Genomic DNA, 24,953 nt, shown 5'->3' with positions numbered 1-24,953 from the left:
CCCGCTTCGACAAACTCGCCGTGCGCTACGCGGCCACCGTGCACGTCGCCGCCATCAACGAATGGCTGTGACCGACTTCGACACAGGCCCTAGGGTGGCAGGGAGCGACAGGCGTTCACCCACGTTGCCCGGACCGCCGTTCTCCCAGCCCAGGAGCACACCCGGAGCATACGAACCCGGTTCGCGTCAGGGGGCGGGTAGCGGCCCGACCGCCATCCGAAGGACGATGTACAGGGTTTACCCCAAGACGCCGACGGGGGACCGCGCGGGACGGTGACGCAGTGACCGCCAGGTCGGCAGTGCGCTCGCCAGCACCGCCAGGAGCAGGCAGAGCCCCACCACCCCGCTGACCACTGGCCACGGCACCACCAGGTCGACCGGTACGCCGACCTGCTCGGCCAGGCCGGCACGGATGCTCAGCAGACCGACGAGGGCGACAGCCCCGCCGAGCAGCGCGCCGATCAGGACCACCAGGGTTGACTCGGCAGTGACCAGCCACATGACCTGCTTCCGGGTCGCACCGGCCAACCGGATCAGCCGCAGATCAGCCACCCGGCCGGCAGCGGCCATCAGCAGCGTGTTCGCCACCGCAACCGCCCCGTAGCCGGCCGACACACCGATCAGCAGCAGGGTGAAGAGCCAGACGAGGCGATCCTCGGCGCGGTCCGCCTCGGCCGCCCACGCCGAAACGTCGACGATCCGCGCTCCGACCGGAGGATCGACCCGGTCCTGGACGTACACGGCGGAGGTGAGCGCCGAGGGGTCGTGCGCCCGCACCAGCGACCGGGGCAGTAGCAGGTCGCCGGGGATCGAGTCGTCGGTGACGACCGCGACGACGCGCAGCGACACGCGCTCGCCATCGGCGAAGACAAGCGCGTACGGCTCGGACGGCTGCCGGTTCGCCGAGGCGGGGAGGACCACCGTGTCACCACCGCTCAGGTCATCCAGTGAGCCGGCAACGACGGTGAGCGCCCGGTTCGCGGCGGTGAAGCCCGCCGGGTCCACGCCGAGCGCGGTCAGTGGCCGGTTCTCCGGCGACGAGTCCGGGTTGGCATCGAAGACCGTCGTCGGTAGCAGGGCGGCACCCCCGGTCGTCGCGACGGCCTGGTCCGACAGGCCCGGCGCGCGGTCGGGCACGACGACCCAGCCGGCGTTGACGTTGTCGGCCCGGCCCGCCGCGTAGGCAGCAGTGGTGGTGCGCACCATTCCAGAGACCAGCACCGCGAACGCGACAGTGAGCAGCACCGGGGCGGCGATCGAGGCTGTCCGCCGGGTCGCGGTCAACGCCCCGGCCCGGACCAGCATCCCGATCGCGCCACCCGGTCGGCGCACCGGCGACCGCAGCATCAGCACCACCGGGCCGACTGCCGCCGGCGCCAGCACGGTGGCACCGGCCACCAAGGCCATCACCGCGTACAGGGCGTACTGCGCCGCGACGCGGGCCTCGTCGGCGGTCGCCGTCCCGACGCTGAGCGCGCCCCCCACCGCGACGAGCAGCGCGCCGGTGGCGATGCGCAGCCGCCCGATCGGTCGCTGCTCCGCCGCCGCATCGCGCAACGCCTCAAGCGGTCGAACCCGCGCCGCCCGGCGCGAGGCCGACCAGACAGCCAGCAGCGAGATCACCGGCCCGGCGACAAGCGAGAGCGCGACCGGCCAGGGCTCGTACCCGACCCGGAAGCTCGACGGTTCGAAGCCGACGTCGACGAGAAGCGGGCCCAGCAGCGGCGCAAGCCCACCGCCGACCAGCAGTCCGACAGTCCCGCCCGAGGCGCCGACGACGAGCGCCTCGGCGTACACAATGCGGCGGACCTGATGCGGGGTGGCGCCGACGGCGCGCAGCAGGCCCAGCTCACGGCGGCGCTGCGCGACGGTGAACGCGAAGGTGGAGGCGACCACGAAGACCGTGACGAAGCCGGCGAGAGCCGCCGTGGCGGTAAGCACCTGCATGCCGATCCAGCGGGTACGGGCATCCCCCCGGGGTTCCAGCGCGGCACGGTCGTCCCCGGTCAGCGCCCGCCCGTCGCGGCCGAGGAGACCGCGAGCCGTATCGGCAACCACCTCGGGGTCGGCGCCCGGTGCGACGAGCAGGCCGATGGCCCGGACTCCGGGCGCGAGCACGGCCGCGACCTCGTCCGCGACGTAGAGGCCGGGCGCATCGACCAGACCCGTGACGGTGTACGGCTGCGCACCCGCCGCCGTGAGCAGGGTGACCGGCCCGCCGGGACGCAGCCCGAGCGTGCGGTCGACGACCACCTCGCCGGCCCGCCGGGGCGGCTCGCCGGCGGTGGGACGGAGTCCGCCCAACCGGGCACTGGACCAGCCGTGCCCCTGATGGGCGTCCTCCCGCTGCGCATCGGTGCCCGGGGGCCGGCCGTCGACGAGCGCCTGAGCGTAGAAGGTCCGGTCGGGCACCGCCGCCGTGACGCCCGGCACCTCGGCCAGCCTGCTGGTGAGTTCCGCCGACCTGGCGGCGGACCATGGCCGGGTGGGCGCGAACGAGTCGGCCGGCGCACCGGCCTCGGGGCTCTGCACCACGACCGCCGCGTTCGCCAGCCGGTCGGGCACCCGCGGGCGGCCGGAGGCGAGCAGCAGGGTGGCCGCCGCGACCAGTGTGACGCCGATGGCGACGGCCGCAAACGCGCCGGCCGACCGCCGGACGCTCAGCACGACGGCTCCACGGCGCTTCCCGCCGTGATCTCCGCCTCGGCGATCCGCGCGGCGATGGCCGCAGCGGTGATCCCGCCGGTCATCTCGTCCACGACGCGACCGTCGGCGAGCAGGAGGACCCGATCGGCGAACGCGGCGGCGGTGGGATCGTGGGTCACCATCACGACCGTCTGCCGGTGATCGTCGACGAGTGCGCGAAGCAGCCGGAGGACCTGCCGGGATGCCGCGCTGTCCAGGGCCCCTGTCGGTTCGTCGGCGAAGACCACCGCGGGGCGGGTGATCAACGCCCGGGCCACGGCGACGCGTTGCTGTTCACCGCCGGACAGTTCGCTCGGCCGGTGCCCGGACCGGCCGGCCAGTCCCACGGCGTCGAGCGCGGCGACGACGTCCCGGACCGGGGGACGGCGCCCGGCCAGCCGCAGCGGCAACTCGACGTTCTGCGCCGCGGTCAACGTGGACACCAGGTTGAACCCCTGGAACACGAAGCCGATCCGGTCGCGGCGCAGCCGGGTCAGCTCGTCCTCCCCCAGATCGTCGAGGCGCCTGCCGTCGATCTCGACGGTCCCCGCTGTCGGTTTGTCCAACCCGGCCGCACAATGCAGCAGGGTGGATTTCCCCGAGCCCGACGGGCCCATCACCGCAGTGAAGGTGCCGCTGGCGAAGCTGGTCGTCACGCCGTCGAGCGCCGCCACCCGGCGGGCTCCGGTGCCGTACACCGCTCGCAGCCCGGTCAGGATCACCGTTTGTGTGGTCATGACCGCCAGGGTGCCGGTCACGGCGGGTGCGGCGCGTCGTGCCGGTGTGGACACTCTCCGGCCCGTCCCTGAGCGGATCCGGGGATCGGAAAGCGTCAGACGTCGTACCCGAGGATGACCGACCGCAGGTGGACGCGGCCCGGCCGGCCGGCCGATACGCTTCGGCAGGTGACCGCCATCCTGCCGATCCGGCGGCTGCGGCCGGCGGAACTGGCCGCCGTGGACGCCGTACTCGCCCTGGCGATCGGCGCGCTGCTCGGCCCGTACGCGGCACTGGAGTCACCGCTGCACGGTGGGGTGCGCGAACCGCTCTGGGTGTCGGTGCTCGTCGGGATGGCCCTCGGGTTGCCGTTGGCCGTCCGGCGGCGGTGGCCGATCACCGTCGCCGTCGTGATCAGCTCCGTCGCCGCAGTCGCACTGATCACGGGTGTGATCCCGGGCTACGCCGCTGCCGCTCCGGGGCTCGCCATCGGTCTGTCCCTCTACACGATGGCCGTGTCGACACGTACGCCCCGGTCGATGCTCTGCGCCGCCGGTTGCCTCGCGCTGGTGAGCGTCGCCCTGGCGCTGACCGAGAGCGACCTCTGGTCGCGAACCGGTGGGGTCGTCTACGCCGCCGCCATGATCGCGCCCGCCTGGATGATCGGCTGGCTGGTCCGCGAGCGACGGGTCGTCGCCGCCCGCCAGGGCGAGCACCTGGTCCGCCGAGCCGCCGCCGAGGAGCGGTTGCGGGTGGCCCGCGAGCTGCACGACGTGGTCGCGCACACGCTGAGCCTCATCGTGGTGAAGGCGGCCGTCGCCAACCACGTCGCCGACGCCGATCCCCGCGAGGCGGGGGCCGCCCTGCGGGTGATCGAGGAGACCGGCCGCAACGCCCTGACCGACGTACGCCGGGTGCTCGGCGCGCTGCGCGAGGACACCCCGTACGCCCCGCCGCCCGGGCTGGACGCGCTGCCCGTACTCGCGCAGCAGGCGGCGATGGGCGGTGTCGACGTACGGCTCGACGTACGTCGGGAGGATTCGCCCGGCGTGGTGCCGGAGTCAGTGGGCCTGGCGGTGTACCGGATCGTGCAGGAGGCGGTGACAAACGTGGTGAAGCACGCGGCACCGGCCGTCTGCCGGGCGACGGTGACCGTCACGCCCGGCGAGGTCAGGGTCGAGGTCATGGACGACGGCGACCGTCCGGTCCTGATCGGCGGGGAGGGACACGGACTGATCGGCATGCGGGAACGGGTGACGTTGCACGGGGGCGAGTTCCGTGCCGGGCCACGCTCCGGCGGCGGCTTCGCGGTGACGGCCAGCCTGCCCTACCGGGCGACCGCGTGACCCGGGTGCTGATCGCCGACGACCAGGCGCTGCTACGCGGCAGTTTTCGGCTGTTGGTCGATTCGGCCCCGGACCTCACCACGGTCGGTGAGGCCGGCACCGGCGTCGAGGCTGTGGCTCTGACCGCCGAACACCGGCCGGACGTGGTGCTGATGGACGTGCGGATGCCAGAGATGGACGGTATCGAGGCGACCCGGCGGATCTGTGGCAACCCCGCCACGGCCGGCACCCGGGTCGTCATCCTGACCACGTTCGACCTGGACGAATACGTCTACGGAGCCCTACGCGCCGGAGCCAGCGGCTTCCTGCTCAAGGACACCCCACCGGCGGACCTGCTTGCCGGCATCCGGGTGGTGGCCGCCGGCGAAGGACTGCTCGCACCGACTGTGACCCGCCGGCTCATCGACGAGTTCGCGCGTCGGCCGGAGCCGGCCCGGCCGCTGCCACGACAGCTGGAGGGGGTTACCGAACGGGAACGGGAAGTACTCACACTGATCGGCCGGGGCCTGTCCAACGCGGAGTTGGCCGGGCACCTCGGTCTCAGCCTGGCCACCGTGAAGACGCACGTCGGGCGGTTGCTGACCAAACTGGCGGTACGTGATCGGGCGCAACTGGTCATCGTCGCCTACGAGACGGGCCTGGTCGGACCGGGCGGCCTGCGCTGAGAGCGTCGCCCCGCCGCGGAGAGACACCAAGCGTGCTCGGGCTGGCGTAGTAGGCCTGTCGGCACGGGCCGGTTCTCCGAGCTTGAACCCGCCGGGGCGGGTCAGCTCATCGCGCGGGGCTCGGCGGTCTGCTCCCAGAGGGACCGCATCTCCTCGAACGCCTGTTCCATGAGCTGCACCATCGCCAGCCGGGCGCGCTCGCCCTCGTGCCGCTGGATCGCCTGGGCCACCTCGGCGTGCAGGCGCAGCGCCTGCTCGTGCGGGTGGTGCGGCATGAGGTGGTGCTTGTGCCGGCCGGTGAGCACCTCGGCGACCAGGTCCTGCAGCCGGACGAACATCTCGTTGCCGGAGGCGAGCAGCACCCGCCGGTGGAACTCGATGTCCAGGCGCAGGAAGCGCTCCTCGTCGCCGGCCTTGCCGGCGGCCCACATCTTCGCCGCCAGGCCGACGAGGTCGCTGGCCTCGTCGTGACCGGCCCGCTCGGCGGCCAGCAGGGCGGCGTGCGGCTCGATGGCGGTGCGCAGCTCGGTGATGGACCGGAGCTGGGCGAGCCGGCTGGCCGAGGCCAGCCGCCACCGGATCACCTGCGGATCGAAGACGTTCCAGTCGTGCGCGGGCCGGATCGTCACCCCTACCCGTCGGCGGGTCTCGATGAACCCGATCGACGCCAGGACACGCAGCACCTCGCGGACCACCGAGCGGGAGACCTCGTACCGGTCGACCAGGTCGTCGATGTTGAGGACCGCCCCGGGGGCGAACTCTCCGCCGCAGATGGCGGTGCCGAGGTGCTCGAGGACGCGGGCGTGCAACCCGACCTCGGCCGGAGCGGGCTGGGTGCCGACGCCCCCGGAGGAGTACGGTTCCACGCCAACGATCATATCAGTTCGGTCAACCCCTTGAATAAATCAGCTTTTTCGACCTAGCATCCCGTAGTTAAGCGGACGTTACAGCGTTGTGGCGCTCTTCCCCCGGGGCGGCGACCACGAGAAATGGAGAGATGGCGTGCGACGTCGATCGATAATCGGTACGTCTCTGGCCGTGGTGGTCGCCATGGGCCTGGCCGCCTGCGGCGGTGGAGAGGACAGCGGCGGTTCGAAGACCGTGCGCGTGACGCTGGTGAACCACGTCTGGACGGAGAACGTCAAGAAGGCGCTGCCGGAGTTCGAGAAGCAGACCGGCCTGAAGGTCGAGGTCACCCAGCTCGGTGAGGACCAGCTGTCCGACCAGTACAACGTCAAGCTGAACGCGGGATCCAGCGACCTCGACGTGATGATGTACCGGCCGCTGCAGGAGGGCAAGCAGTTCGGCAAGAACAAGTACCTGGCCGACCTGACCGAGCGGTCCAAGGCGGACAGCGCCTTCGACTTCAGCGACTTCCAGGCCGGCCCGGTGCAGGCCACCACCTACGACGACAAGGTGGTCGGCGTGCCGATCATCACCGAGTCGGAGGTGCTGTACTACCGCAAGGACCTGCTGAAGAAGTCCGGCTTCGACGCCCCGCCGAAGAGCCTGGACGAGCTCAAGGCGCAGGCCGCCAAGGTCGAGGCCGACAACCCGGGCGTCGCGGGCTTCGTCTCCCGCACCGGCAAGGCCGCCGCCGTCACCCAGTTCTCCAGCTTCCTGTTCAGCTTCGGCGGTGACTTCGTTGACGCCAACGGCAAGGCCGCGGTCAACACCGACCAGGCCAAGCAGGCGTACGCCTACTACGGCGGGCTGCTGCGCGAGCACGGCCCGGACAACGTCAGCACCGACATGAGCTGGTCCGAGGCCATGGCGATCTTCACCCAGGGCAAGGCGGCCTTCTACACCGAGGCCAACTCGCTCTACAAGAACGCCACCGACCCGGCCAAGTCGAAGGTCTCCGACACCGTCGGCTTCGCGCCCTTCCCGGCCGGCCCGGCCGGCTCGAAGCCCTACAACATCCCGTCCTGGGCGCTGGGCATCAACGACCAGTCGAAGAACAAGGACAACGCCTGGAAGTTCATCGAGTGGGCGGCCGGCAAGGAGCAGTCGCTGGCGCAGCAGGAGGCCGGCGTCCCCGGCGCCCGCGCCTCGGTCTGGGCCAACCCGCAGGCCATCGCCACCTACCCGAAGGACCTCGCCGAGGCCACCACGGCCAGCACTGACAACGGCGTCGGTCACGACCGTCCGCTCGTCGTGAAGGTCGCCCAGGCCCGCGAGATCGTCGGCCAGCCGATCGTCGACGCGATCACCGGCAAGGATCCGGCCGCCTCGGCGGACGCGGCGAACGAGGCGTTCCAGAAGTTCCTCGACGACGAGGCGAAGTAACCCGACCGCGGGACGGCGGGGCCTACCGGCTCCGCCGTCCCCGCGCCGGGTCCCGGCCCTGAGCACTCGGAGACCTCATGTCAGCCGTCACCACACCAGTCACCAGTCCGTCGAACGCCGGCGCGGCCCCGGCGGAGTCGGGCTGGTCGCGCTGGGCCAACGCGCACCGCAAATGGCTCTTCGCGGCTCCCGCCATGGCGTTCGTCGCCGTGCTGATCATCTTTCCGGTGGCGTGGACCGGATACCTCAGCCTCACCGACGCCGAGGGTTCGGTCCGCGCCGAGAGCGAGTTCATCGGGTTCCAGAACTACCTGGACGTGCTCGCCGACACCGACCGGTTCTGGCCGGCGGTGTGGCGCACCGTCCTGTTCACCGGCGTCGTGCTCGCCGTCGAGGTGGCGCTCGGCATGGCGATCGCCCTGCTGCTGTGGCGGCCGTTCCGCGGTGAGCGCTGGGTCCGGGTCGCCATCCTGCTGCCGCTGGTCGCCACCCCGGTGGCGGTCGGCATGATGTGGCGGCTGATCTTCGACCCCACCATCGGCATGGCCAACCAGGTGCTCAGCTGGGTCGGGATCGGCCCGCAGCCCTGGCTGTCCGGTCAGAACAGCGCACTGCCGACGACGATGTTCATCGACATCTGGCAGTGGACCCCGATGGTGGTGCTGATCCTGCTCGCCGGCCTCACGTCGCTGTCGGACGAGCCGCAGGAGGCCGCCCTCATCGACGGCGCCAGCACCTGGCAGCGGTTCCGGCACGTCACGCTGCCGCTGCTGATGCCCACGGTGATCGTCGCGATCCTGCTGCGCGGCATCGACGCGCTGAAGACCTTCGACATCCTCTACGCCACAAAGGGTCGCGGCGGCGGGTCGTTCCACGAGGTCGAGACGCTCAACGTCTACGCGTACGGGCTGAGCTTCGACTACAACGAGTACGGCCTCTCGTCGACGGTCCTGATCATCTTCTTCCTGATCATCATCGGGGTGATGTGGGCCCTGACCTACCGCAAGAAGGGGCTGGACCGATGAAGCCGGGCAAGCCGTTCAAGGTCTTCCGGGCGGTTGCCCTGACCGTCGTGGTGCTGGGGCTGATCGCGCCGCTGCTCTGGATGATCGCCGCGTCGTTCAAGACCAACGTCGACATCTACGACACCGGCAAGGCCTTCGTCTTCTCGCCCACCCTGGACAACTACGACAACGTGCTCCAGCAGGCCAACTACGTCCAGTTCATCGGCAACAGCCTGTGGGTGGCGTTCGCCGCCACGCTGCTCTCGCTCGTCCTCGGGGTGCCGGCCGCCTACTCGATGAGCCGGTTCAACATGAAGAAGTCCGCGCTCGTGGTGCTCATGGCCCGGATCATCCCGGGCGTGTCGCTCCTGGTGCCCTGGTACTACGTCTTCTCGAACCTGCAGATGGTCGGCGGGTACACCGTGCTGATCCTCAGCCACATGTTCGTGTCGCTGCCGCTGATCGTCTACATCATGATGGGCTTCTTCGACAGCCTGCCGGAGGACCTGGAAGAGGCGGCGCTTGTCGACGGGCTGACCCACATCGGCGCGTTCCGGCGGATCACCCTGCCGCTGTCCGTGCCCGGCGTCGCCACCGCCGGCATCCTGTCCTTCATCTTCTCCTGGAACAACTTCATGTTCGCCCTGGTGCTCTCCGGTGCGGACACGAAGACCCTGCCCGTGGCGATCTTCGACTTCGTCGGCTACGCCAGCATCGACTGGGGCGGCCTGATGGCCGCGGCCACCGTGGTCACTCTGCCGATCATGGTGATCGCCCTGTTCGTGCAGAAGTACATCGTCTCCGGTCTCACCGCCGGCGCCACGAAGGGCTGAGGACGCCATGACAACGATCGCACGGGTGGAGACGTTCCTCGTCGCGCCGCGGTGGCTGTTCGTCCGGGTCGAAACGGTCGACGGGATCGTCGGCTGGGGCGAGGCGACCTGCGAGGGCCGCTCCGAGACCGTCCGCACCGCCGTCGAGCAGCTCAGCGAGCTGCTGGTCGGCCGGGACGCGCTGCGGATCGAGGACCACTGGCAGGTGCTGACGAAGTCCTCGTTCTACCGGGGCGGACCGATCCTGGCCAGCGCCGTCGCCGGGCTCGACCAGGCACTGTGGGACATCGCCGGCAAGCACTTCGGCGCCCCGGTGCACCAGCTGCTCGGCGGACCGGTCCGCGACCGGATCCGGGTCTACGGCTGGGTCGGCGGCGACGAGCCCGCCGAGGTGCGCGACCAGATCAGCGCCGCCGTCGAGACGGGCCTGACCGCCGTGAAGATGAACGCGTCCGGGCGGATGAGCCCGGTCGCCTCGGTCGCCGAGCTCGACGGCGTGGTCCAGCGGGTGGCCGCCGCCCGGGAGGTGCTCGGCGACGAGCGGGACGTCGCCGTCGACTTCCACGGCCGGTTCAGCCTGGCCACCGCCCGGCGGGTCGCCCCGCTGCTCGAGCCGTATCGGCCGTTCTTCCTGGAGGAGCCGGTGGTGCCGGAGAACTCGCACCTGATCGGCGAGTTCGTGCGCGCCACGACCACCCCGGTGTCCACCGGGGAACGGCTCTACAACCGGCAGGAGTTCCTGCCGGTGCTGCAGGCCGGCATCGCGGTCGCCCAGCCGGACCTGTCGCACGCCGGCGGCATCACCGAGGTCCGCAAGATCGCCGCGCTGGCCGAGGTGTACGACGTCCAGCTCGCCCCGCACTGCCCGCTCGGCCCGATCGCCCTGGCGTCCTGCCTGCAGGTCGGTTTCGCCACGCCCAACTACCTGATCCAGGAACAGAGCATCGGCATCCACTACAACCTCGGCGCCGAGGTGCTCGACTACTGCCTCGACAAGACGCCGCTGACCTTCGTCGACGGGTACGTCGAGCGCCTCACCGCGCCCGGCCTCGGCATCGAGATCGACGAACACGCGGTGCGGACGGCGGACAAGCGCGGCCACGCCTGGCGCAGCCCCACCTGGCGGCACGCCGACGGCTCCTACGCGGAATGGTGAAAAACATGACTGTCAATCTCGTCACCGAACTCGCCGCCGCCCGGATCCTCGCGGTCATCCGGGGCACCGACACCGCCGGCGCGATCGCCGCCGGCACCGCCCTGCTGGAGGAGGGCGTACGGGTCGTGGAGGTGGCCCTCACCACGCCGGACGCGGCTCGGGCCGTCGAGGCGCTGCGCGCTGTCGCGCCGGCCGGCTCCCTGGTCGGCGCCGGCACGGTGCTCACCGCCGCGGACGTCGCCGAGGTGGCGGCGGCCGGCGCGCAGTTCGTGGTGACGCCCGCTGTGGTCGAGTCGATCGCCGAGGCGGCGCGGCTCGGCCTGCCCGTCGCCGCCGGGGCGTTCACCCCGACCGAGGCGTACACGGCGATGCGGCTGGGCGCGTCGGCGATCAAGCTGTTCCCGGCGTCGGTGGGTGGCCCCGCGTACCTCAAGGCGGTGCGCGACCCGTTCCCGGACATCCCGTTCGTGGCGGTCGGCGGTGTCGGCCTGGCCGACCTGCCCGGCTACTTCACCGCCGGCGCGATCGCGGTCGGCGTCGGCGGCCCGCTGGTCGGTGACGCCGCCTCCGGCGGCGACCTCGACGCCCTGCGCCAGCGCGCCCGCGCCTACCTCGCCGCCGTCGCATGAGCGCCGCCGGCCTGCCCGCCGCGCGGCCGCGCGGCACCCGCCCGTCCGCCACGCGTCCGCGCGCCGGCGGCTACCCGGCCACCGCGTCATGACCGCCGTCGACCTGCTCACCTTCGGCGAGGCCCTGGTGTCGCTGCGCACGGCCGGGCCCATCGTCACCGGTGGCGCGCTCACCCCGCACCTGGCCGGGGCGGAGGCCAACGTGGCCGTCGGGGTGGCCCGGCTCGGCCACCGCGCGGCCTTCGCCGGGCGGGTCAGCGCCGACGAACTCGGCGAGTTCCTGCTCCGGCAGCTGCGCGCCGAGGGGGTACGCCTCGAGCACGTGGTCCGCGACCCGGACCGCCCGGCCGGACTGATGTTCCTGGAACGGCGGACCGCCGACCTGACCCGGGTGATCTACCAGCGGGCCGGCTCGGCCGGCTCGGCGGTGACCGTCGAGGACCTGCGGCCCGCCCTGGCCGCCGGCGCCCGGGTGCTGCACCTGACCGGGATCACCGCGGCGCTCTCCGACGGCGCCCGGGAGGCCACCCGGTGGGCGGCCGAGACCGCCGCCCGGGCCGGGACGCTGGTCTGCCTCGACGTCAACCACCGGACGAAACTGTGGAGCCGGGACGCGGCGCGGGCCGCGCTCGCCGACATCGTCGGCCACGCCACGGTCGTGGTCGCCTCCGCCGACGAACTGGACCTGGTCGGCACGCCGGGCGCGGACGAGCCGACGGCGGTCGCCGAGTTGCTGGACCGGGGCGTGTCGACGGTGCTGGTGAAGCTCGGCGGCGACGGCGCCCGCGCGTACACCCGGGAGGGCGTGCGGCACGCGGCGGCGGTGCCCGTGACGGCGGTGGACACCGTCGGCGCGGGGGACGCCTTCACCGCCGGCTACCTCTCCGGCCACCTCGACGGTCTCGACCTGGCCGGGCGGCTGCGCCGCGCGGTCACCCTGGGCGCCTTCGCCGTCGGCGGCAACGGCGACTGGGAGTCGCTGCCCCGCCGCGACGAACTGTCCCTCCTGAACGACGTGCAGCCCGGCAGCACGCTGCGCTGACATCACCCCTGAGAAAGGCATCGGCATGAAGATCGTCGCCGCGGACGTCATCGTCTCCAGCCCCGACCGCAACTTCGTCACCCTCAAGATCACAACTGACGAGGGGCTCACCGGGCTGGGCGACGGCACCCTCAACGGGCGCGAACTGGCCGTCGCGTCGTACCTGGCCGACCACGTCGTCCCGCTGCTGATCGGGCGCGACCCGCATCAGATCGAGGACACCTGGCAGTTCCTCTACCGCTCGGCCTACTGGCGGCGCGGACCGGTCACCATGGCCGCCATCGCGGCCGTGGACGTCGCCCTCTGGGACATCAAGGCCAAGGCCGCCGGGATGCCGCTCTACCAGCTCCTGGGCGGGGCCTCCCGGACCGGGATCCTGGCCTACGGGCACGCCTCCGGGCGGGACCTGCCCGAGCTGTTCGACTCCATCCGCCACCACCTGGAGCAGGGCTTCCGCGCCATCCGGGTGCAGACCTCGGTGCCCGGCATCAACGCCGTCTACGGCGTGGCCGCCCAGCCCAGCGTCGACGGCAAGCGCTACGACTACGAGCCGGCCCAGCGCACGCCGCTGCCCGCCGAGGAGGACTGGGACACCCGCTCGTACCTGCGGCACCTGCCGGAGGTCTTCGAGGCCGTTCGCAACGAGTTCGGCCCCGAGCTGCCCCTGCTGCACGACGGGCACCACCGGATGACCCCCATCCAGGCCGCCAAGCTGGGCAAGGCGCTCGAGCCGTACGACCTGTTCTGGCTGGAGGACTGCACCCCGGCGGAGAACCAGGAGGCGCTGCGGCTGGTCCGGCAGCACACCACCACCCCGTTGGCCATCGGCGAGGTCTTCAACACCGTCTGGGACTACCAGACGCTGATCCGTGAACAGCTCATCGACTACGTGCGCTCCGCCGTCACCCACACCGGCGGCATCACCGCCATGCGGAAGCTGCTCGACTACGCCGCCCAGTACCAGATCAAGTCCGGCATCCACGGCCCGACCGACATCTCCCCGGTCGGCATGGCCGCCGCGCTCCACCTCGACCTGGCCATCCACAACTTCGGCATCCAGGAGTACATGCGGCACGGGGCGCTCACGGACGAGGTGTTCCGGCAGTCGTTCACCTTCGCCGACGGGTACCTGCACCCGGGACAGCAGCCCGGCCTCGGCGTGGAACTCGACGAGGAGGCCGCGGCCCGGTTCCCGTACCAGCCGGCGTACCTGCCGTTCAACCGGCTCAAGGACGGCACGGTCCATGACTGGTGACCGCCGCCCACCCACCCGGCACGTGGTGGTGATGGGCGTGTCCGGGGCGGGCAAGACGACGGTGGCGCGGGGGATCAGCGAGCTCACCGAGCTGGTGTTCGCCGAGGCGGACGAGTTCCACCCGCCGGCCAACGTGGCCCGGATGCGCGCCGGCGTCCCGCTGGACGACGCGGCACGCTGGCCCTGGCTGCGCGACCTCGCGGCCTGGATGGCCGGCCGGCACGCCGAGGGCGTGTCCACGGTGCTGGCCTGCTCGGCGTTGAAACGCTCCTACCGGGACGTGCTGCGCCAGGGACCGCCCGGCGTGGAGTTCGTGCACCTGGCCGGCACGGCCGGGCTGATCCGGGACCGGATGACCCGGCGGGTCGGGCACTACATGCCGGCCAGTCTGCTCGACTCCCAGCGGGCCACCCTTGAGGATCTGGCGCCCGACGAACCCGGGGTGGTGCTGGACGTGGCCGCCGCACCGGAGGAACTGGTCGTCGCGGCGGTCGAGCGGCTCGGCCTGCCCCGGCGGACATCCGTCGGCACCGGCTGACCCGGCGGTCCGGCTCCGGCCGGCGCGGCCGTGTCGTCGAAGCACGACCCGGTGACGGTCAGGACGTCCGTCCCGATTCCTGGCTGGGTGACAGCGGTTGCGGGCCGGCCAGCTCCCGGCGGCACCGGGCGAGTTCCGCGCGCAGGTCCCGGCGCAGGGCCCGGTCCAGGCCGGGTTGGGCGAGCGCCTCGGTGAAGTCACGGGCCGCGTCGCCCCACCGGCCCAGCCGGGCCAGGGCGGTGCCCCGGTTGTAACGCGGCACGGGGGCCGCCGACAGCGCCACCGCCCGGTCCAGGTCGGCGAGCGCGGCGGTCACGTCGCCGCGCTCGAACCGGACGGCGGCCCGGTTCGTCCACGCCTCCACCAGCTCGGGGTCCCCGCTCAGGGCCCGGGTGAGCAGCTGGTCGGCCTCGGCGGGCCGGCCACGCTCGGCGAGGATCAGGCCCAGTGTGCACAGCAGCGCGGGCTCCTGCGCGGCGCCGGCCAGCCCGGCCCGCGCGCCGGCCTCGGCGGCGTCCAGCGCGCCGCGCGCCACGTGCAGGTTGACCAGGGCGATCCGGGCATCGAGGTGCCCGGGGTCGATGGCGAGCACCCGCTCCAGGTCGGCGTGCGCCCGCCCGGGGCGGCCCCGCTCCTGGTGGAGCATGGCCCGGTTGTAGTACGCCTCGGGCAGGTGCGGTCCCAGCCGGATGGCGGCGTCGTAGTCCCTGATCGCGGCTCGGGTCCGGCCCGCCGCCCGGTACAGGGCGGCGCGGTCCACGTAGTACTCGCAGTTGTCGGGGTCGTGGGCGATCACGGTGTCCAGGTCGGCCAGCGCCCGGGCCGGGTCGCCCAGCGCGAGGTGGACCTGCGCCCGGTTGTGGCGCAACCGGGCCAGGTGCTGCGGGCGTTCGCCGGGTCCGAGTGCGGCCGTCAGCCGGGCCAGCCCGTCGTCGACGACCCGCAGCGCGCGGTCGGGCCGGCCGGCCCGGCTGTCCAGCAGCGCCAGGCCCTGTTCGTAGAAGACCGTCGACAGCAGCCGCCGGCGTGGGTCGGTCAGCCCGGCGGCGAGGTGCAGGGCCCGATCCAGCCAGAGTCGGGCCTGTTCCGGGTCCTGGTCGGCGGCCGGCAGGTGCCGGGCGTGCAGCATGGCGGTGGCGTACGCCGCCGACATGGTGATCTTCGGGTCGTCGGTGACGGCCCGCGCCTCGTCGTAGAGGTCGAGCGCCTCCGCGGCCCGGTCCAGGGCCGCCAGCGCGGTGGCCAGGCCGGTGGTGAACGCCCACCAGTGCGGCAGGTCGCCGCCGGGGGTGACCACCGCCCGCCCGCGCCGGGCGACCCGGGCCGCGTGGTGGTAGAAGCCGCCGGCCAGGCTGTCGCCCAGGGCCCGCCGCAACGCCTGCGGGGTGCGCTCGTCGGGCGCCGGGTCGGGGGCCCCGCCATCGCGCAGGTCGAGGCGCACCGGGGCCGGCCCGAGCCGGCGGACCAGCGCGTCCAGCAACTCGGCTGTCGTCTCGTCGGCGCTGGCGACGTGATCGAACCGGACGGTCACCGGCCGCCGGAGCGTGCCGGCCCAGGCCGCCACCAGCTCCGCCGCGCCGTAGGCCAGGCAGGCGGTCCGGCGGGCCGGGTGGAAACGGATCGGCTCCTCCTCGGCGGCCGGCCGGGCCGCCGGATCGAGCTGAGGGGCGATCGCGTACAGCTCGACGGCGTGCCGCGCCGCCAGGCGGGGCCGATCGGCGGCGACCCGGCCGAGGAAGGTCGAGACCCCGGCGTACGGCCCGTGGTCACGATGGCAGTCGTAGCGCTCCGCCACGCCGGTCACCGCAGGGCCCACCGCCGCTGAGGCGGGCGCCCGGGAGCGCCCGCCCGGCTGGCAGCTACCAGCACCACTCGATCCACAGCCGACGGGCACCGGACACCAGGCGGAGCGCGGTCGTGCGACGGATGGTCATCTTCCTCATACGAACCTCCGATGTGATCCACCAGGACTGGCCCAGAGAGTAATCCCTATCGATGCAAATAAGAAGAGTCCTCAGGTTGGTCCGGAGCCCATGGCTTCGAGCGCCGGCTCAGACCACGACGCGGACACCGGGCCAGCGTTCGGCTGGGCGGTGACGGGCGAGTCGCTGCCGGGAGATCTCCGGGCCGACCCGGGTCGGGTTGCGCCGCCACACCCCGTCGAGCAGGTCGTCGAGGCCGTGCGGCGCGCAGACCGCGATCCGGCCGTCCGCGTCGAGGCGTACCGCCACGGCGGTGGCGTACTCGGGCCAGGTGGCAACGGCATCGGCGATCGTCCGCAACGGCGCCACCGGACCGCCGCCGAACTTCGCCGGGTACCAGGTGTGCACGGCGGCCTGGTTCTTCGCCTCCCACGGCGGCTCCGGCCAGGCCGTCACCAGCCGGCGGGTGGCCCGGTCGTCGTTGTCGCGGCTCAGGTCCGCCGGGTCGAGGAAGACGACATCGACGTCCCGCACCGACGACGGGTCGAAGCCGTCGCCGTAGCGCTCGCTCCAGACCAGGTCGCGGATGGCGCCCGCGCCGATCCAGGCGTCCGGCAGGCCGGAGTCCCGGACGACGCCCAGCGCCCGGATCAGCCACTGGCTGCGCTCGACGAGGCCCCGCAGTTCGTCCTCGCGCATCGTCTCCCCGGTTACCTCTGTCTTCCTGGCTCGCCCATCGCTCGGGCGTCGGACCGCGCAGCGCCAACTCGAAGACGTGCCGACGTTGGATCTCGAAGCGGAGCGGGCTGATGTCGTACTCGATCGCCCTCAGCTTGCGCACGACGGTGAAGCCGGTCAGTCCGGTCTCTTCGCGGGCCTCGCGCAGCACCGCGTCCGCCGGGTCCTCACCGGGGCGGACGCTGCCGCCGGGCACCTGGATGCCCGCCGCTTCATAGCTGAAGTCGGTGTGCCGGAAGACGGCCCCGAGTCAGGTGCGGGCACTCTCCTCGGAAGGAACTGCCGTTCGCTGCACGGTTCCAGGCAGGCGGCGCACGATCAGAATGGTGCGGGTCCGCGGCCTGCCAGCGACATCAACACCTGCGTCGCGAGTAGCTTGCGAATGCCGGTGACGGCGACTGTCCCCACCCGATCGTAGGGCAACTCCAGTTGCAGGCCCTCGACTGCGTCGCGAAGCTCCGACGTGATCTCGTCCGGCCGGAACGTGCCGCCCCAGCCGTTGAGCCCTCCGCGCTGGTTGGTACTGAGAGAGGCCATGCCGGAGATGCAGGCGCCGTCGACCAGGATCAGCTTCGCAGGACCGGAGTAGGTCGTCGTCATAGTCACCAACCTTTCAAGATGTACGCCGCACACACCAGGGTCCAGGCGGGCTGCCAGTCATCAGGAGGTAACGCGTGGAGTCCGACCATGGTGTGCTCCACCTGACCGCGACCGTACGTGCCTCCGCCGTCAGGCTGGCCCGCGAGGCGGCATTCTGTGCGTTAGCGATAGGAACCGATGCTTAAGATCAGCGCCCGGCGTCGGCCTTCCGCAGACCAGACGAGTGCCGCGATGCCCTGGTGAGCGCGTGAAACGCCGAACGGCGGCCCGCTGAACCAGTCGGGCCGCCGTTCGGCGAGTGTGGATCAGAGCGGGCGAATGTTCTCCGCCTGCGGGCCCTTCTGGCCCTGGGTGATGTCGAACTCCACCTTCTGGTTCTCGTCGAGGCTGCGGAAGCCGCTCGCCGAGATCGCGGAGAAGTGGGCGAAGACGTCAGCGCCGCCGTCGTCCGGGCTGATGAAGCCGAAGCCCTTGTCGGCGTTGAACCACTTCACGGTGCCTGTAGTCATGTCTGCTCCTTCGCAGGCTGTCAGAGGCCGCACTGTGCGGACCCTTACGCCGCCGCGTTGATCACCCGCGTCGAAACGACACGAAAAACGAAAAGCGCCTTGATGGGTTTCAGATGCCCCATCAGGCGCCGGAAAACGTCTACGGAAATCAAAACTGCAACGTGACTACCGTACCACGTGATCCGCCGTCGGTGTCACGCCAGCACGAGGACGTTGATCCTGTGGGATCGGTTCGTGACGGGGGGCATATCGGGGCGAAACGGGGGTAACGGGCCGCCGGAGGTGGCGCATGGTGGCGATGGGGCAGACCGCGCTCTCGGGTGAGCGGCTCCGGCAGACCGACGGCTTCCTCGCCGAGGCGTGGGCCGACATGGTCCGGCACGACGAGCGGCTGCGCGGGACGGCAGTCGAGGTGCGCTTCGACCGGGGGGTGGCGCACCTGACCGGCGAGGTCGCCGACCCTGAACAGTTGCGGCTGGTACGGGAGCTGATCGGCCGGCTCTCCGGCGTACTCGGGGTCTGGTGCCGGGTCACCGTGGCCGGGCGGGCGCCGGTGGTGGTCGACCTGGGCTGCGGCGCGACCAAACAGTGGCCGGGCAACCTGGGACTGGACATCTATCCGGCGCCGGGGGTGAACGCGGTCGCCAACTTGGCCGGCTCGCTGCCGCTGCGCGACGACTCGGTGGACGTGTTCTTCGCGGTGCACATCGTCGAGCACCTGATCGACTTCCTGCCGCTGTTCGACGAGTGCCACCGGGTGCTGCGTCCCGGCGGGGTGCTGCACGTGATGAGCCCCTGGTGGCGGCACGTCAACGCGGTGGCCGACCCGACCCACGTACGGCTGCTCGACGTCCAGACGTTCAAGGGGATCTGCGGTCAGCGCCCACCGGGTACGCCGCGCTGGTATCCGCTGCACGTCGGCTGCGACGGCGCCTCGATCTTCGCCGACCTGACTCCCCTGCCCGCGGACGCCCCAGCTCCCTCGTCGGCCCACCTGGCCCGCTTCTTCGACTGACCACGGCACCGGAGGGCTAGGCGGGGCGGGGTGGGGCGGACTCTCTCAGGGCCAGCTGGTGGGAGACCACCAGCTCTCGGGGCGGTGCGTCGCGGTCCTGGCCCAGGCGACCGGCCAGCAGCTCGACCGCGAGGCGGGCGATGCGCTCCTTGTCCGGGGCGACTGTGGTCAGCGTCGGGATCGAGAAGCGGCCGTCCTCGATGTCGTCGAAGCCGGCCACCGCGACGTCCTCGGGCACGCGCAGGCCCTCCTCGTGCAGCGCCCGCAGCGCGCCGAGCGCGAGCGTGTCGTTGAAGCAGAAGGCGGCGTCGGGGCGTACCCCGGTGGAGAGAAGTTGCCGCATGGCGGCGGCGCCGTCCGCGCGGTGCCAGGCCGGCGCGGGCGCCACCAGGCGGTCGTCGTAGGCGATGCCGGCCTCGGCCAGCGCGGCGGTGTAGCCGGCCAGGCGGAGCCGGGCGCTGGCGCCCTCGGGGGTCCGCTGGGAGCCGATCGCGGCGATCCGGCGGCGGCCGAGCCCGATCAGGTGGGTGGTGATCTCGCGGGCGGCGGCCACGTTGTCGGTCATGACGTGGTCGGCGGGGCCGTGGTCGACCCGTTCGCCGAGCAGCACCATGGGCAGGCCGGCCAGGGCGGCGAGGTCGTCTGCGGTGAGCGCGAGCGGGCTCAGGATCAGACCGTCGATCATGTGGTCGCCGATACCGCTGGCGGCCTTGCGTTCCTGCTCGGAGCGGCCGCCGGTCTGGTCGATCAGCACTGTCCAGTCGTGGTCGGCGGCGGCGGTGACGACGTGCCGGGCCAGCTCGGCGAAGTAGGGGATGTCCAGCTCGGGCACGGCCAGCGCGATCACCCCGGTACGCCCCTTGCGCAGGTTGCGGGCCGACAGGTTGGGCCGGTAGTTGAGCGCGGCGATGGCCTCCTCGACCCGGGCCCGGGTGTCGGCGCGCACGTGCTGGTAGCCGTTGACGACGTTGGAGACGGTCTTCACCGACACTCCGGCCCGCTCGGCGACGTCCTTGAGCCTGTGCCGCACTGAACTTCCTCCCGGTGAACGCTGGCCGCAGCGTACCGCGTCGCGACGACACGACTGCCTCTTTACACAGGTGCTTACAACGTTGTAGAAACCACTGACAACGGAGTGACAGCCGTCACTCGCCATCGCCACGAGGAAGAGGTTGGCACAGTGCCGAACGCGCAGCTCACTATCGATCCGGCGTTCCGGGTCGCGCCGGCGGACCGCCGGATCTTCGGTTCCTTCGTCGAGCACATGGGGCGCTGCGTCTACGGCGGGGTGTACGAGCCCGGCCACCCCACAGCCGACCGGCGGGGGCTGCGGCGCGACGTGCTGGACCTGACCCGTGAGCTGGGCGTCTCGGTGGTGCGCTACCCGGGCGGCAACTTCGTCTCCAGCTACCGGTGGGAGGACGGCATCGGCCCGGTCGGCGACCGGCCGCGCCGGCTCGACCTGGCCTGGAAGACGATCGAGACCAACGAGTTCGGCCTGGACGAGTTCATGACCTGGGCGGCCGAGGCCGGGGTCGAGCCGATGATGGCCGTCAACCTCGGCACCCGCGGCGTGACCGAGGCGCTCGACCTGCTTGAGTACACCAACCACCCGGGCGGCACCCAACTATCCGACCTGCGCCGCAAGCACGGCGCCGAGCAGCCGTACGGGGTGCGGCTGTGGTGCCTCGGCAACGAGATGGACGGGCCGTGGCAGGTCGGGCACAAGACCGCCGACGAGTACGGCCGGCTCGCCGCCGAGACCGCCCGCGCGATGAAGATGGTCGACCCCTCGATCAGCCTGGTCGCCTGCGGAAGCTCCAACCGGGGCATGCCCACGTTCGGCGCGTGGGAGGCGACAGTGCTGGAGCACGCGTACGAGCACGTCGACTACATCTCCGCCCACACCTACTACGACCCCTCCGACGGTGACCGGGCCAGCCTGCTCGCCTCCGCCGTCGACATGGACGCCTTCATCACCGAGGTCGTCGCCACCGCCGACCACGTGGGCGCCAAGCTGCGGCAGAGGCGCAAGCTGAAGATCTCCTTCGACGAGTGGAACGTCTGGTACCAGTCCCGCCTCCAGTCCGACCTGGACCGGCGCGGCTGGGTCGAGGCGCCGGCACTGATCGAGGACGACTACACGGCCGTCGACGCGGTGGTGGTGGGCGACCTGCTGATCACCCTGCTCCGGCACGCCGACCGCATCGGCGTGGCCTGCCAGGCGCAGCTCGCCAACGTGATCGCCCCGATCCGTACCCGCGACGGCGGCCCGGCCTGGCGGCAGAGCATCTTCCACCCGTTCGCCCTGACCGCCCGGTACGCCCGCGGCACCGTGCTGCGGACCGAGCCCACCGGCCCGACCTACGAGACCCGGCGCTACGGCGACGTGCCCGCGCTGGACACCGTCGCCGTGCACGACGAGGAGACCGGCGAGCTGGCCGTCTTCGCGGTCAACAGGGGTCCGCAGGACCTCCCGCTCGACCTGGACCTGCGCGGCCTGCCCGGCCTGCGGGCCGAGGCGCACACCACGGTGGCGGCCGGAACCGACCCGGACGCCACGAACACCGAAGAAGACCCGGAGCGGGTCGCGCCCCGGGACCTCACCACGCCCACAGTCGACGGCGGCCGGGCCTCCGTGCTGCTGCCGGCCACCTCCTGGAACCTGCTGCGCTTCGTGCCGGCGTCGTGACCAGGCAATACTCCATTCCGTCCCCCAAGGAGTACGCATGATCCAGAACGAGATGAGCCGGCGGCGTCTGCTCGGCCTCGGCGTCGGGCTCGGCGCGGCGGCCACGCTGACGCTGAGCGGCTGCGGCGGCGGCAGCAGCTCCGACAGTTCCGGCGCGGCCGGCAACGGCGGCAAGGACTACACCGGCCCGAAGGTGGACCTGAAGCTGTGGAACGGCTTCACCGGCGGTGACGGTGACATCTTCAAGACGCTCGTCCAGCAGTTCAACGGCGAGCACAAGAACATCGCGGTCAGCGTGATCACGTACCAGTGGGAGGACTACTACAGCAAGCTTCCCGGCGCGGTCTCCAGCGGCAACGGCCCGGACATCGCTGTCATGCACATGGACCAGCTCGCCACGTTCGCCGCCCGGGGCGTGATCACCGAACTGGACGACGTGGCGAAGGCGCTGGAGCTGAGCGAGGGCGACTTCGCCCCGACGGTCTGGAAGGGCGGCCTCTACGGCGACAAGCGGTACGGCATCCCGCTGGACATGCACCCGCTGGGCTTCTACTACAACAAGGCGGTCATGCGGAAGGCCGGCCTGGACCCGGAGAAGCCACCGGCCACCAGGGAGGAGTACACGGCCGCGCTCACCGAGCTGAAGAAGTCGGGCGTGCAGGGCTTCTGGGTCAGCCCGTTCCAGTTCACCGGCGGCATGACGTTCTACAGCCTGCTGCACCAGTGGGGCGGCACGCTCTTCGACGCCGAGGTGGCGAAGGCGACGTTCAACTCCGACCCGGCGGTCGAGGCGTGCACCTGGCTGGTCGACCTGATCAAGCAGGGCCACTCCCCCGCGAACGTCGGCCAGGACGCCGACTACCTGGCGTTCAAGAGCGGCAAGAACGCGTTCAACTGGAACGGCATCTGGCAGATCAACGACCTGAAGAAGAGCGCGAACGTGCAGTGGGGCGTCGCGCCCCTGCCGCAGATCGGCAGCCAGAAAGCCGCCTGGGCGAACTCGCACAACTTCACCATCGTCAAACAGCGCTCCGCGAACGCCGACAAGACCGCCGGGGCGAAGGTGTTCATCAACTGGCTGAGCCAGCACTCCCTGGACTGGGCCAAGGGCGGCCAGGTGCCGGCCCGCAAGGCGGTGCGGGAGAGCAGCGAGTTCACCGCGCTCACCGAGGTCAACGCGCTCGCACCGGAGCTGGAGTACGCCGCGTTCCCGCCGTCCGTGCCGGGCCTGAACGAGGCCATGCTGACCTTCTACAACGCGTTCAACGAGGCGGCGCTGGGCAAGAAGCCGCCGAAGCAGGCGCTCGACGACGGCGCGGCGAAGGCGAACAAGCAGCTGGAGGACAGCCGCAAGAAGTACGGGAACTGATCCGCCGTGGCGGACGTGATCGAGGTCGGGGCGGCGCGCGACGGCGTGCCGCCCCCGGCGCGCACCCGCCGCCGGGGCGCGACGGAACGCGGCAACCGCGCGACCCCGTACCTCTTCCTCGCGCCGTACCTGATCCTGTTCGGGGTCTTCGGCCTGGCGCCGATCCTGTTCGGGGTCTGGATCAGCCTGCACCAGTGGGACCTGCAACTGCCAAACCGGCCGTTCGTCGGGCTCGGCAACTACCGGGATCTGTTCTCCAGCGACTCGGCGATCTTCGGGGACTGGTGGTCGAGCGTCCGGGCGACCGGGGTCTTCACGCTGTTCTCCGTACCGCTGCTGGTGGTCGTCCCGCTCGGGCTGGCGCTGCTGCTCAACCGCTCGTTCCCCGGCCGGACGTTCTTCCGGGCCGCGTTCTTCGCGCCGTACGTGCTGGGCGTCGCGGTGATCGGCCTGCTCTGGCGGTTCCTGCTGGATGCCAACCTGGGCCTGGTCAACCGGCTGCTCGGTGTGGTCGGGCTCCCCTCGGACACGCCGTGGGTGACCGACGTGCCGTGGGCCTGGGTGTCGCTCGTCGGCGTGACCGTGTGGTGGACCTGCGGCTTCAACGCGGTGATCTACCTGGCCGGTCTCCAGGACATCCCGGCCGAGCTGTACGAGGCGGCCAAGGTGGACGGCGCCGGCGGCTGGGACCGGTTCCGCCACGTCACGATCCCCGGCCTGCGCCCGGTGATGCTGTTCGTCTTCACCACCACGATCCTCGCCTCGGCGAACGTGTTCGGGCAGGCGTTCCTGATCACCCAGGGCGCGCCGGGCGAGCAGACCCGGACCGTGGTCTGGCGGATCGTCGACGAGGGGCTGCGCGACTACGACGCCGGACGGGCCGCCGCGATGAGCGTGTTCTTCGCGCTGATGCTGGCGGTGGTGAGCGTCGCCAACTTCCGGCTGTTCCGCTACCGGGAAGACTGAGGGCTACGACATGAGGAACACGCGCGCGGTGGCGCGGTACGGCGTCCTGCTCCTGGTCACCGCGATCTTCGTGACCCCTCTGGTGTGGATGCTGCTGACGTCGGTGAAGACGTACGACGACGCGCAGCGGGTGCCGCCCGGCTGGCTGCCGGACCCGTTCTCCACCTACGGCTACCAGCAGATAGTCGACAACGCGGCGAACCCGGTGCTGCGCTGGTTCGTCAACAGCATGCTCGCGGCCACCCTGCACACGCTGCTGGTGCTGGTGACCGCGTCGATGGCCGCGTACGCGCTGGCCCGGATGCGGTTCCGCGGCCGCAAGGTGCTGTTCGCGCTGATCGTGGGCACGCTGTTCCTGCCACCCACCTCGCTGATCATCCCGAACTTCATCATCGCCGAGCGGCTGGACTGGATCGACACGCTCACTGTGGTGATCGTGCCGGGCGCGGCGAGCGCGTTCGGGGTGTTCTTCCTGCGGCAGTTCTTCCTCTCCATCCCGGCCGAGCTGGAGGAGGCGGCGGTGCTGGACGGCGCGAACCACTGGCAGGTGTTCCGCCGGGTGCTGCTGCCGCTGTCGAAGCCGGCCCTGGCCACGCTCGCGGTGCTGTCGTTCCTGACCAACTGGAACGACTTCCTCTGGCCGGTGTACGTGCTGTTCAGCCCGGAACGGCTGACCCTGCCGGCGGGCCTGGGCCTGCTCCAGGGCGCGTACGTGACCGACTATCCGGTCATCATGGCGGGCGCGGTGCTGGCGAGCGTGCCGGTGCTGATCCTGTTCGTGCTCGCCCAGCGGCACGTCATCCAGGGCGTCTCCCGCAGCGGCCTGAAGGGGTGAGCGGGTAAGGAAGGGCCCCCTTTTAACGCCTCCGGTAGTAGAAGGGCCCCTTCTTAGAGGTCCTAACTTTTTGAGGGTGGGCGTAACCGACTGGATGTGAGGGTCGTTTCGTCTGAACGTGAGGAGGGGTGAGCAGCCGCCGTGGATC

23 protein-coding genes and 1 pseudogene are annotated in these 24,953 nt (G+C 71.5%); 15 read left to right on the top strand and 9 right to left on the bottom strand.

Going from position 1 to position 24,953, the window contains the following annotated elements:
* Window positions 1-237: 237 nt before the first annotated feature.
* Together AB0D28_RS28215 and AB0D28_RS28210 are read right to left on the bottom strand one after the other, a co-directional pair.
* Complete coding sequence (locus AB0D28_RS28215; RefSeq protein WP_357390680.1) at window positions 238-2,667, bottom strand: FtsX-like permease family protein; 2,430 nt, start codon at window positions 2,665-2,667, stop codon at window positions 238-240.
* Complete coding sequence (locus AB0D28_RS28210) at window positions 2,661-3,422, bottom strand: ABC transporter ATP-binding protein (protein ID WP_357390678.1); 762 nt, start codon at window positions 3,420-3,422, stop codon at window positions 2,661-2,663. Before AB0D28_RS28210 ends, AB0D28_RS28215 begins: the two co-directional genes overlap by 7 nt.
* Before the next feature lie 168 nt (window positions 3,423-3,590).
* On the opposite strand from AB0D28_RS28210, the gene AB0D28_RS28205 reads away from it, so the two are divergent.
* Entirely contained in the window at window positions 3,591-4,748 is a 1,158-nt protein-coding gene (locus tag AB0D28_RS28205; protein WP_357390676.1) for a sensor histidine kinase, read from the top strand.
* A complete protein-coding gene (locus AB0D28_RS28200) occupies window positions 4,745-5,413 on the top strand; it encodes a response regulator transcription factor (protein WP_357390674.1) in 669 nt (222 codons plus the stop codon). Before AB0D28_RS28205 ends, AB0D28_RS28200 begins: the two co-directional genes overlap by 4 nt.
* Window positions 5,414-5,514: 101 nt before the next feature.
* Here AB0D28_RS28200 and AB0D28_RS28195 read toward each other — a convergent pair whose 3' ends face one another.
* Window positions 5,515-6,279 carry an FCD domain-containing protein gene (locus AB0D28_RS28195; RefSeq protein ID WP_357390672.1) on the bottom strand — a complete coding sequence of 255 codons (765 nt, stop codon included), beginning with the start codon at window positions 6,277-6,279 and terminating at the stop codon, window positions 5,515-5,517.
* Window positions 6,280-6,451: 172 nt separating this feature from the next.
* Here AB0D28_RS28195 and AB0D28_RS28190 point away from each other — a divergent pair, with 172 nt between their 5' ends.
* The 8 genes from AB0D28_RS28190 to AB0D28_RS28155 all read left to right on the top strand — a co-directional run bounded on the left by AB0D28_RS28190 (window position 6,452) and on the right by AB0D28_RS28155 (window position 14,159).
* Window positions 6,452-7,702 (top strand): sugar ABC transporter substrate-binding protein, encoded by a 1,251-nt coding sequence (locus AB0D28_RS28190; protein ID WP_357390670.1) that lies wholly within the window; start codon window positions 6,452-6,454, stop codon window positions 7,700-7,702.
* A 77-nt stretch (window positions 7,703-7,779) separates the two neighbouring features.
* The gene (locus AB0D28_RS28185; protein WP_357390668.1) at window positions 7,780-8,727 is read left to right on the top strand and encodes a sugar ABC transporter permease; all 948 of its coding nucleotides are present in this window, start codon (window positions 7,780-7,782) and stop codon (window positions 8,725-8,727) included.
* A complete protein-coding gene (locus AB0D28_RS28180; protein ID WP_357390666.1) occupies window positions 8,724-9,539 on the top strand; it encodes a carbohydrate ABC transporter permease in 816 nt (271 codons plus the stop codon). The genes AB0D28_RS28185 and AB0D28_RS28180 overlap by 4 nt, the downstream gene beginning before the upstream one ends.
* Window positions 9,540-9,546: 7 nt before the next feature.
* The gene (gene dgoD / locus AB0D28_RS28175) at window positions 9,547-10,695 is read left to right on the top strand and encodes a galactonate dehydratase (RefSeq protein WP_357390664.1); all 1,149 of its coding nucleotides are present in this window, start codon (window positions 9,547-9,549) and stop codon (window positions 10,693-10,695) included.
* Between the two features lie 5 nt (window positions 10,696-10,700).
* A complete protein-coding gene (locus tag AB0D28_RS28170) occupies window positions 10,701-11,324 on the top strand; it encodes a bifunctional 4-hydroxy-2-oxoglutarate aldolase/2-dehydro-3-deoxy-phosphogluconate aldolase (RefSeq protein WP_357390662.1) in 624 nt (207 codons plus the stop codon).
* An 88-nt stretch (window positions 11,325-11,412) separates the two neighbouring features.
* Window positions 11,413-12,366, top strand: a complete 954-nt coding sequence (locus AB0D28_RS28165) for a sugar kinase (RefSeq protein WP_357390660.1) — start codon at window positions 11,413-11,415, stop codon at window positions 12,364-12,366.
* 25 nt (window positions 12,367-12,391) lie between these two features.
* Window positions 12,392-13,621: a D-mannonate dehydratase ManD gene (gene manD, locus AB0D28_RS28160; RefSeq protein WP_357390658.1), complete on the top strand. Its 1,230-nt coding sequence runs from the start codon at window positions 12,392-12,394 to the stop codon at window positions 13,619-13,621.
* Window positions 13,611-14,159 carry a gluconokinase gene (locus AB0D28_RS28155; RefSeq protein ID WP_357390656.1) on the top strand — a complete coding sequence of 183 codons (549 nt, stop codon included), beginning with the start codon at window positions 13,611-13,613 and terminating at the stop codon, window positions 14,157-14,159. Before manD ends, AB0D28_RS28155 begins: the two co-directional genes overlap by 11 nt.
* A 58-nt stretch (window positions 14,160-14,217) precedes the next feature.
* Here the strand turns inward: AB0D28_RS28155 and AB0D28_RS28150 are convergent, their stop codons facing one another.
* From AB0D28_RS28150 to AB0D28_RS28130, 5 genes and pseudogenes are all read right to left on the bottom strand, one after another.
* Window positions 14,218-15,954: a tetratricopeptide repeat protein gene (locus AB0D28_RS28150; protein ID WP_357390654.1), complete on the bottom strand. Its 1,737-nt coding sequence runs from the start codon at window positions 15,952-15,954 to the stop codon at window positions 14,218-14,220.
* 256 nt (window positions 15,955-16,210) lie between these two features.
* Window positions 16,211-16,780, bottom strand: a complete 570-nt coding sequence (locus tag AB0D28_RS28145; protein ID WP_357390652.1) for a nucleotidyltransferase family protein — start codon at window positions 16,778-16,780, stop codon at window positions 16,211-16,213.
* Between the two features lie 52 nt (window positions 16,781-16,832).
* Window positions 16,833-17,015 (bottom strand): annotated as a pseudogene (locus AB0D28_RS28140) (NUDIX domain-containing protein); the annotation flags it as partial.
* Between the two features lie 122 nt (window positions 17,016-17,137).
* Window positions 17,138-17,419: a hypothetical protein gene (locus tag AB0D28_RS28135; protein ID WP_357390650.1), complete on the bottom strand. Its 282-nt coding sequence runs from the start codon at window positions 17,417-17,419 to the stop codon at window positions 17,138-17,140.
* Between the two features lie 305 nt (window positions 17,420-17,724).
* Window positions 17,725-17,928, bottom strand: coding sequence for a cold-shock protein (locus AB0D28_RS28130; protein ID WP_013283833.1), 204 nt, complete (start codon window positions 17,926-17,928; stop codon window positions 17,725-17,727).
* Window positions 17,929-18,217: 289 nt separating this feature from the next.
* Between AB0D28_RS28130 and AB0D28_RS28125 the strand changes: the two genes are divergently transcribed.
* On the top strand, window positions 18,218-18,943 hold the full coding sequence (locus AB0D28_RS28125; RefSeq protein ID WP_357390648.1) for a methyltransferase domain-containing protein: 726 nt from the start codon (window positions 18,218-18,220) through the stop codon (window positions 18,941-18,943).
* Between the two features lie 16 nt (window positions 18,944-18,959).
* Here the strand turns inward: AB0D28_RS28125 and AB0D28_RS28120 are convergent, their stop codons facing one another.
* Complete coding sequence (locus AB0D28_RS28120; protein ID WP_357390646.1) at window positions 18,960-19,973, bottom strand: LacI family DNA-binding transcriptional regulator; 1,014 nt, start codon at window positions 19,971-19,973, stop codon at window positions 18,960-18,962.
* Window positions 19,974-20,123: 150 nt separating this feature from the next.
* On the opposite strand from AB0D28_RS28120, the gene AB0D28_RS28115 reads away from it, so the two are divergent.
* Genes AB0D28_RS28115 through AB0D28_RS28100 form a run of 4 tightly spaced genes read left to right on the top strand, consistent with a single transcriptional unit; the run spans window position 20,124 to window position 24,805 of the window.
* Window positions 20,124-21,635, top strand: coding sequence for an alpha-N-arabinofuranosidase (locus AB0D28_RS28115; RefSeq protein ID WP_357390644.1), 1,512 nt, complete (start codon window positions 20,124-20,126; stop codon window positions 21,633-21,635).
* A 37-nt stretch (window positions 21,636-21,672) separates the two neighbouring features.
* Entirely contained in the window at window positions 21,673-23,004 is a 1,332-nt protein-coding gene (locus AB0D28_RS28110) for an ABC transporter substrate-binding protein (protein ID WP_357390642.1), read from the top strand.
* A gap of 6 nt (window positions 23,005-23,010) precedes the next feature.
* Window positions 23,011-23,970, top strand: coding sequence for a sugar ABC transporter permease (locus AB0D28_RS28105; RefSeq protein WP_357390640.1), 960 nt, complete (start codon window positions 23,011-23,013; stop codon window positions 23,968-23,970).
* Between the two features lie 10 nt (window positions 23,971-23,980).
* Complete coding sequence (locus AB0D28_RS28100) at window positions 23,981-24,805, top strand: carbohydrate ABC transporter permease (RefSeq protein WP_357390638.1); 825 nt, start codon at window positions 23,981-23,983, stop codon at window positions 24,803-24,805.
* Window positions 24,806-24,953: the final 148 nt, after the last annotated feature.

The sequence above is a fragment of the Micromonospora sp. NPDC048169 genome (assembly GCF_040652815.1).
Lineage (GTDB): Bacteria > Actinomycetota > Actinomycetes > Mycobacteriales > Micromonosporaceae > Micromonospora.
Note: the sequence above shows the minus strand (reverse complement) of the source record. Positions and strands in the feature narration are given on the sequence as shown.

Excerpts from the sequence above, each read along its gene's own strand:
- AB0D28_RS28210 (WP_357390678.1), bottom strand. The coding sequence starts at position 3,422 with ATGACCACACAAACGGTGATCCTGACCGGGCTGCGAGCGGTGTACGGC.
- AB0D28_RS28185 (WP_357390668.1), top strand. The coding sequence starts at position 7,780 with ATGTCAGCCGTCACCACACCAGTCACCAGTCCGTCGAACGCCGGCGCG.
- AB0D28_RS28180 (WP_357390666.1), top strand. The coding sequence starts at position 8,724 with ATGAAGCCGGGCAAGCCGTTCAAGGTCTTCCGGGCGGTTGCCCTGACC.
- dgoD (WP_357390664.1), top strand. The coding sequence starts at position 9,547 with ATGACAACGATCGCACGGGTGGAGACGTTCCTCGTCGCGCCGCGGTGG.
- AB0D28_RS28170 (WP_357390662.1), top strand. The coding sequence starts at position 10,701 with ATGACTGTCAATCTCGTCACCGAACTCGCCGCCGCCCGGATCCTCGCG.
- AB0D28_RS28165 (WP_357390660.1), top strand. The coding sequence starts at position 11,413 with ATGACCGCCGTCGACCTGCTCACCTTCGGCGAGGCCCTGGTGTCGCTG.
- manD (WP_357390658.1), top strand. The coding sequence starts at position 12,392 with ATGAAGATCGTCGCCGCGGACGTCATCGTCTCCAGCCCCGACCGCAAC.
- AB0D28_RS28155 (WP_357390656.1), top strand. The coding sequence starts at position 13,611 with ATGACTGGTGACCGCCGCCCACCCACCCGGCACGTGGTGGTGATGGGC.
- AB0D28_RS28145 (WP_357390652.1), bottom strand. The coding sequence starts at position 16,780 with ATGCGCGAGGACGAACTGCGGGGCCTCGTCGAGCGCAGCCAGTGGCTG.
- AB0D28_RS28135 (WP_357390650.1), bottom strand. The coding sequence starts at position 17,419 with ATGACGACGACCTACTCCGGTCCTGCGAAGCTGATCCTGGTCGACGGC.
- AB0D28_RS28130 (WP_013283833.1), bottom strand. The coding sequence starts at position 17,928 with ATGACTACAGGCACCGTGAAGTGGTTCAACGCCGACAAGGGCTTCGGC.
- AB0D28_RS28125 (WP_357390648.1), top strand. The coding sequence starts at position 18,218 with ATGGTGGCGATGGGGCAGACCGCGCTCTCGGGTGAGCGGCTCCGGCAG.
- AB0D28_RS28110 (WP_357390642.1), top strand. The coding sequence starts at position 21,673 with ATGATCCAGAACGAGATGAGCCGGCGGCGTCTGCTCGGCCTCGGCGTC.
- AB0D28_RS28100 (WP_357390638.1), top strand. The coding sequence starts at position 23,981 with ATGAGGAACACGCGCGCGGTGGCGCGGTACGGCGTCCTGCTCCTGGTC.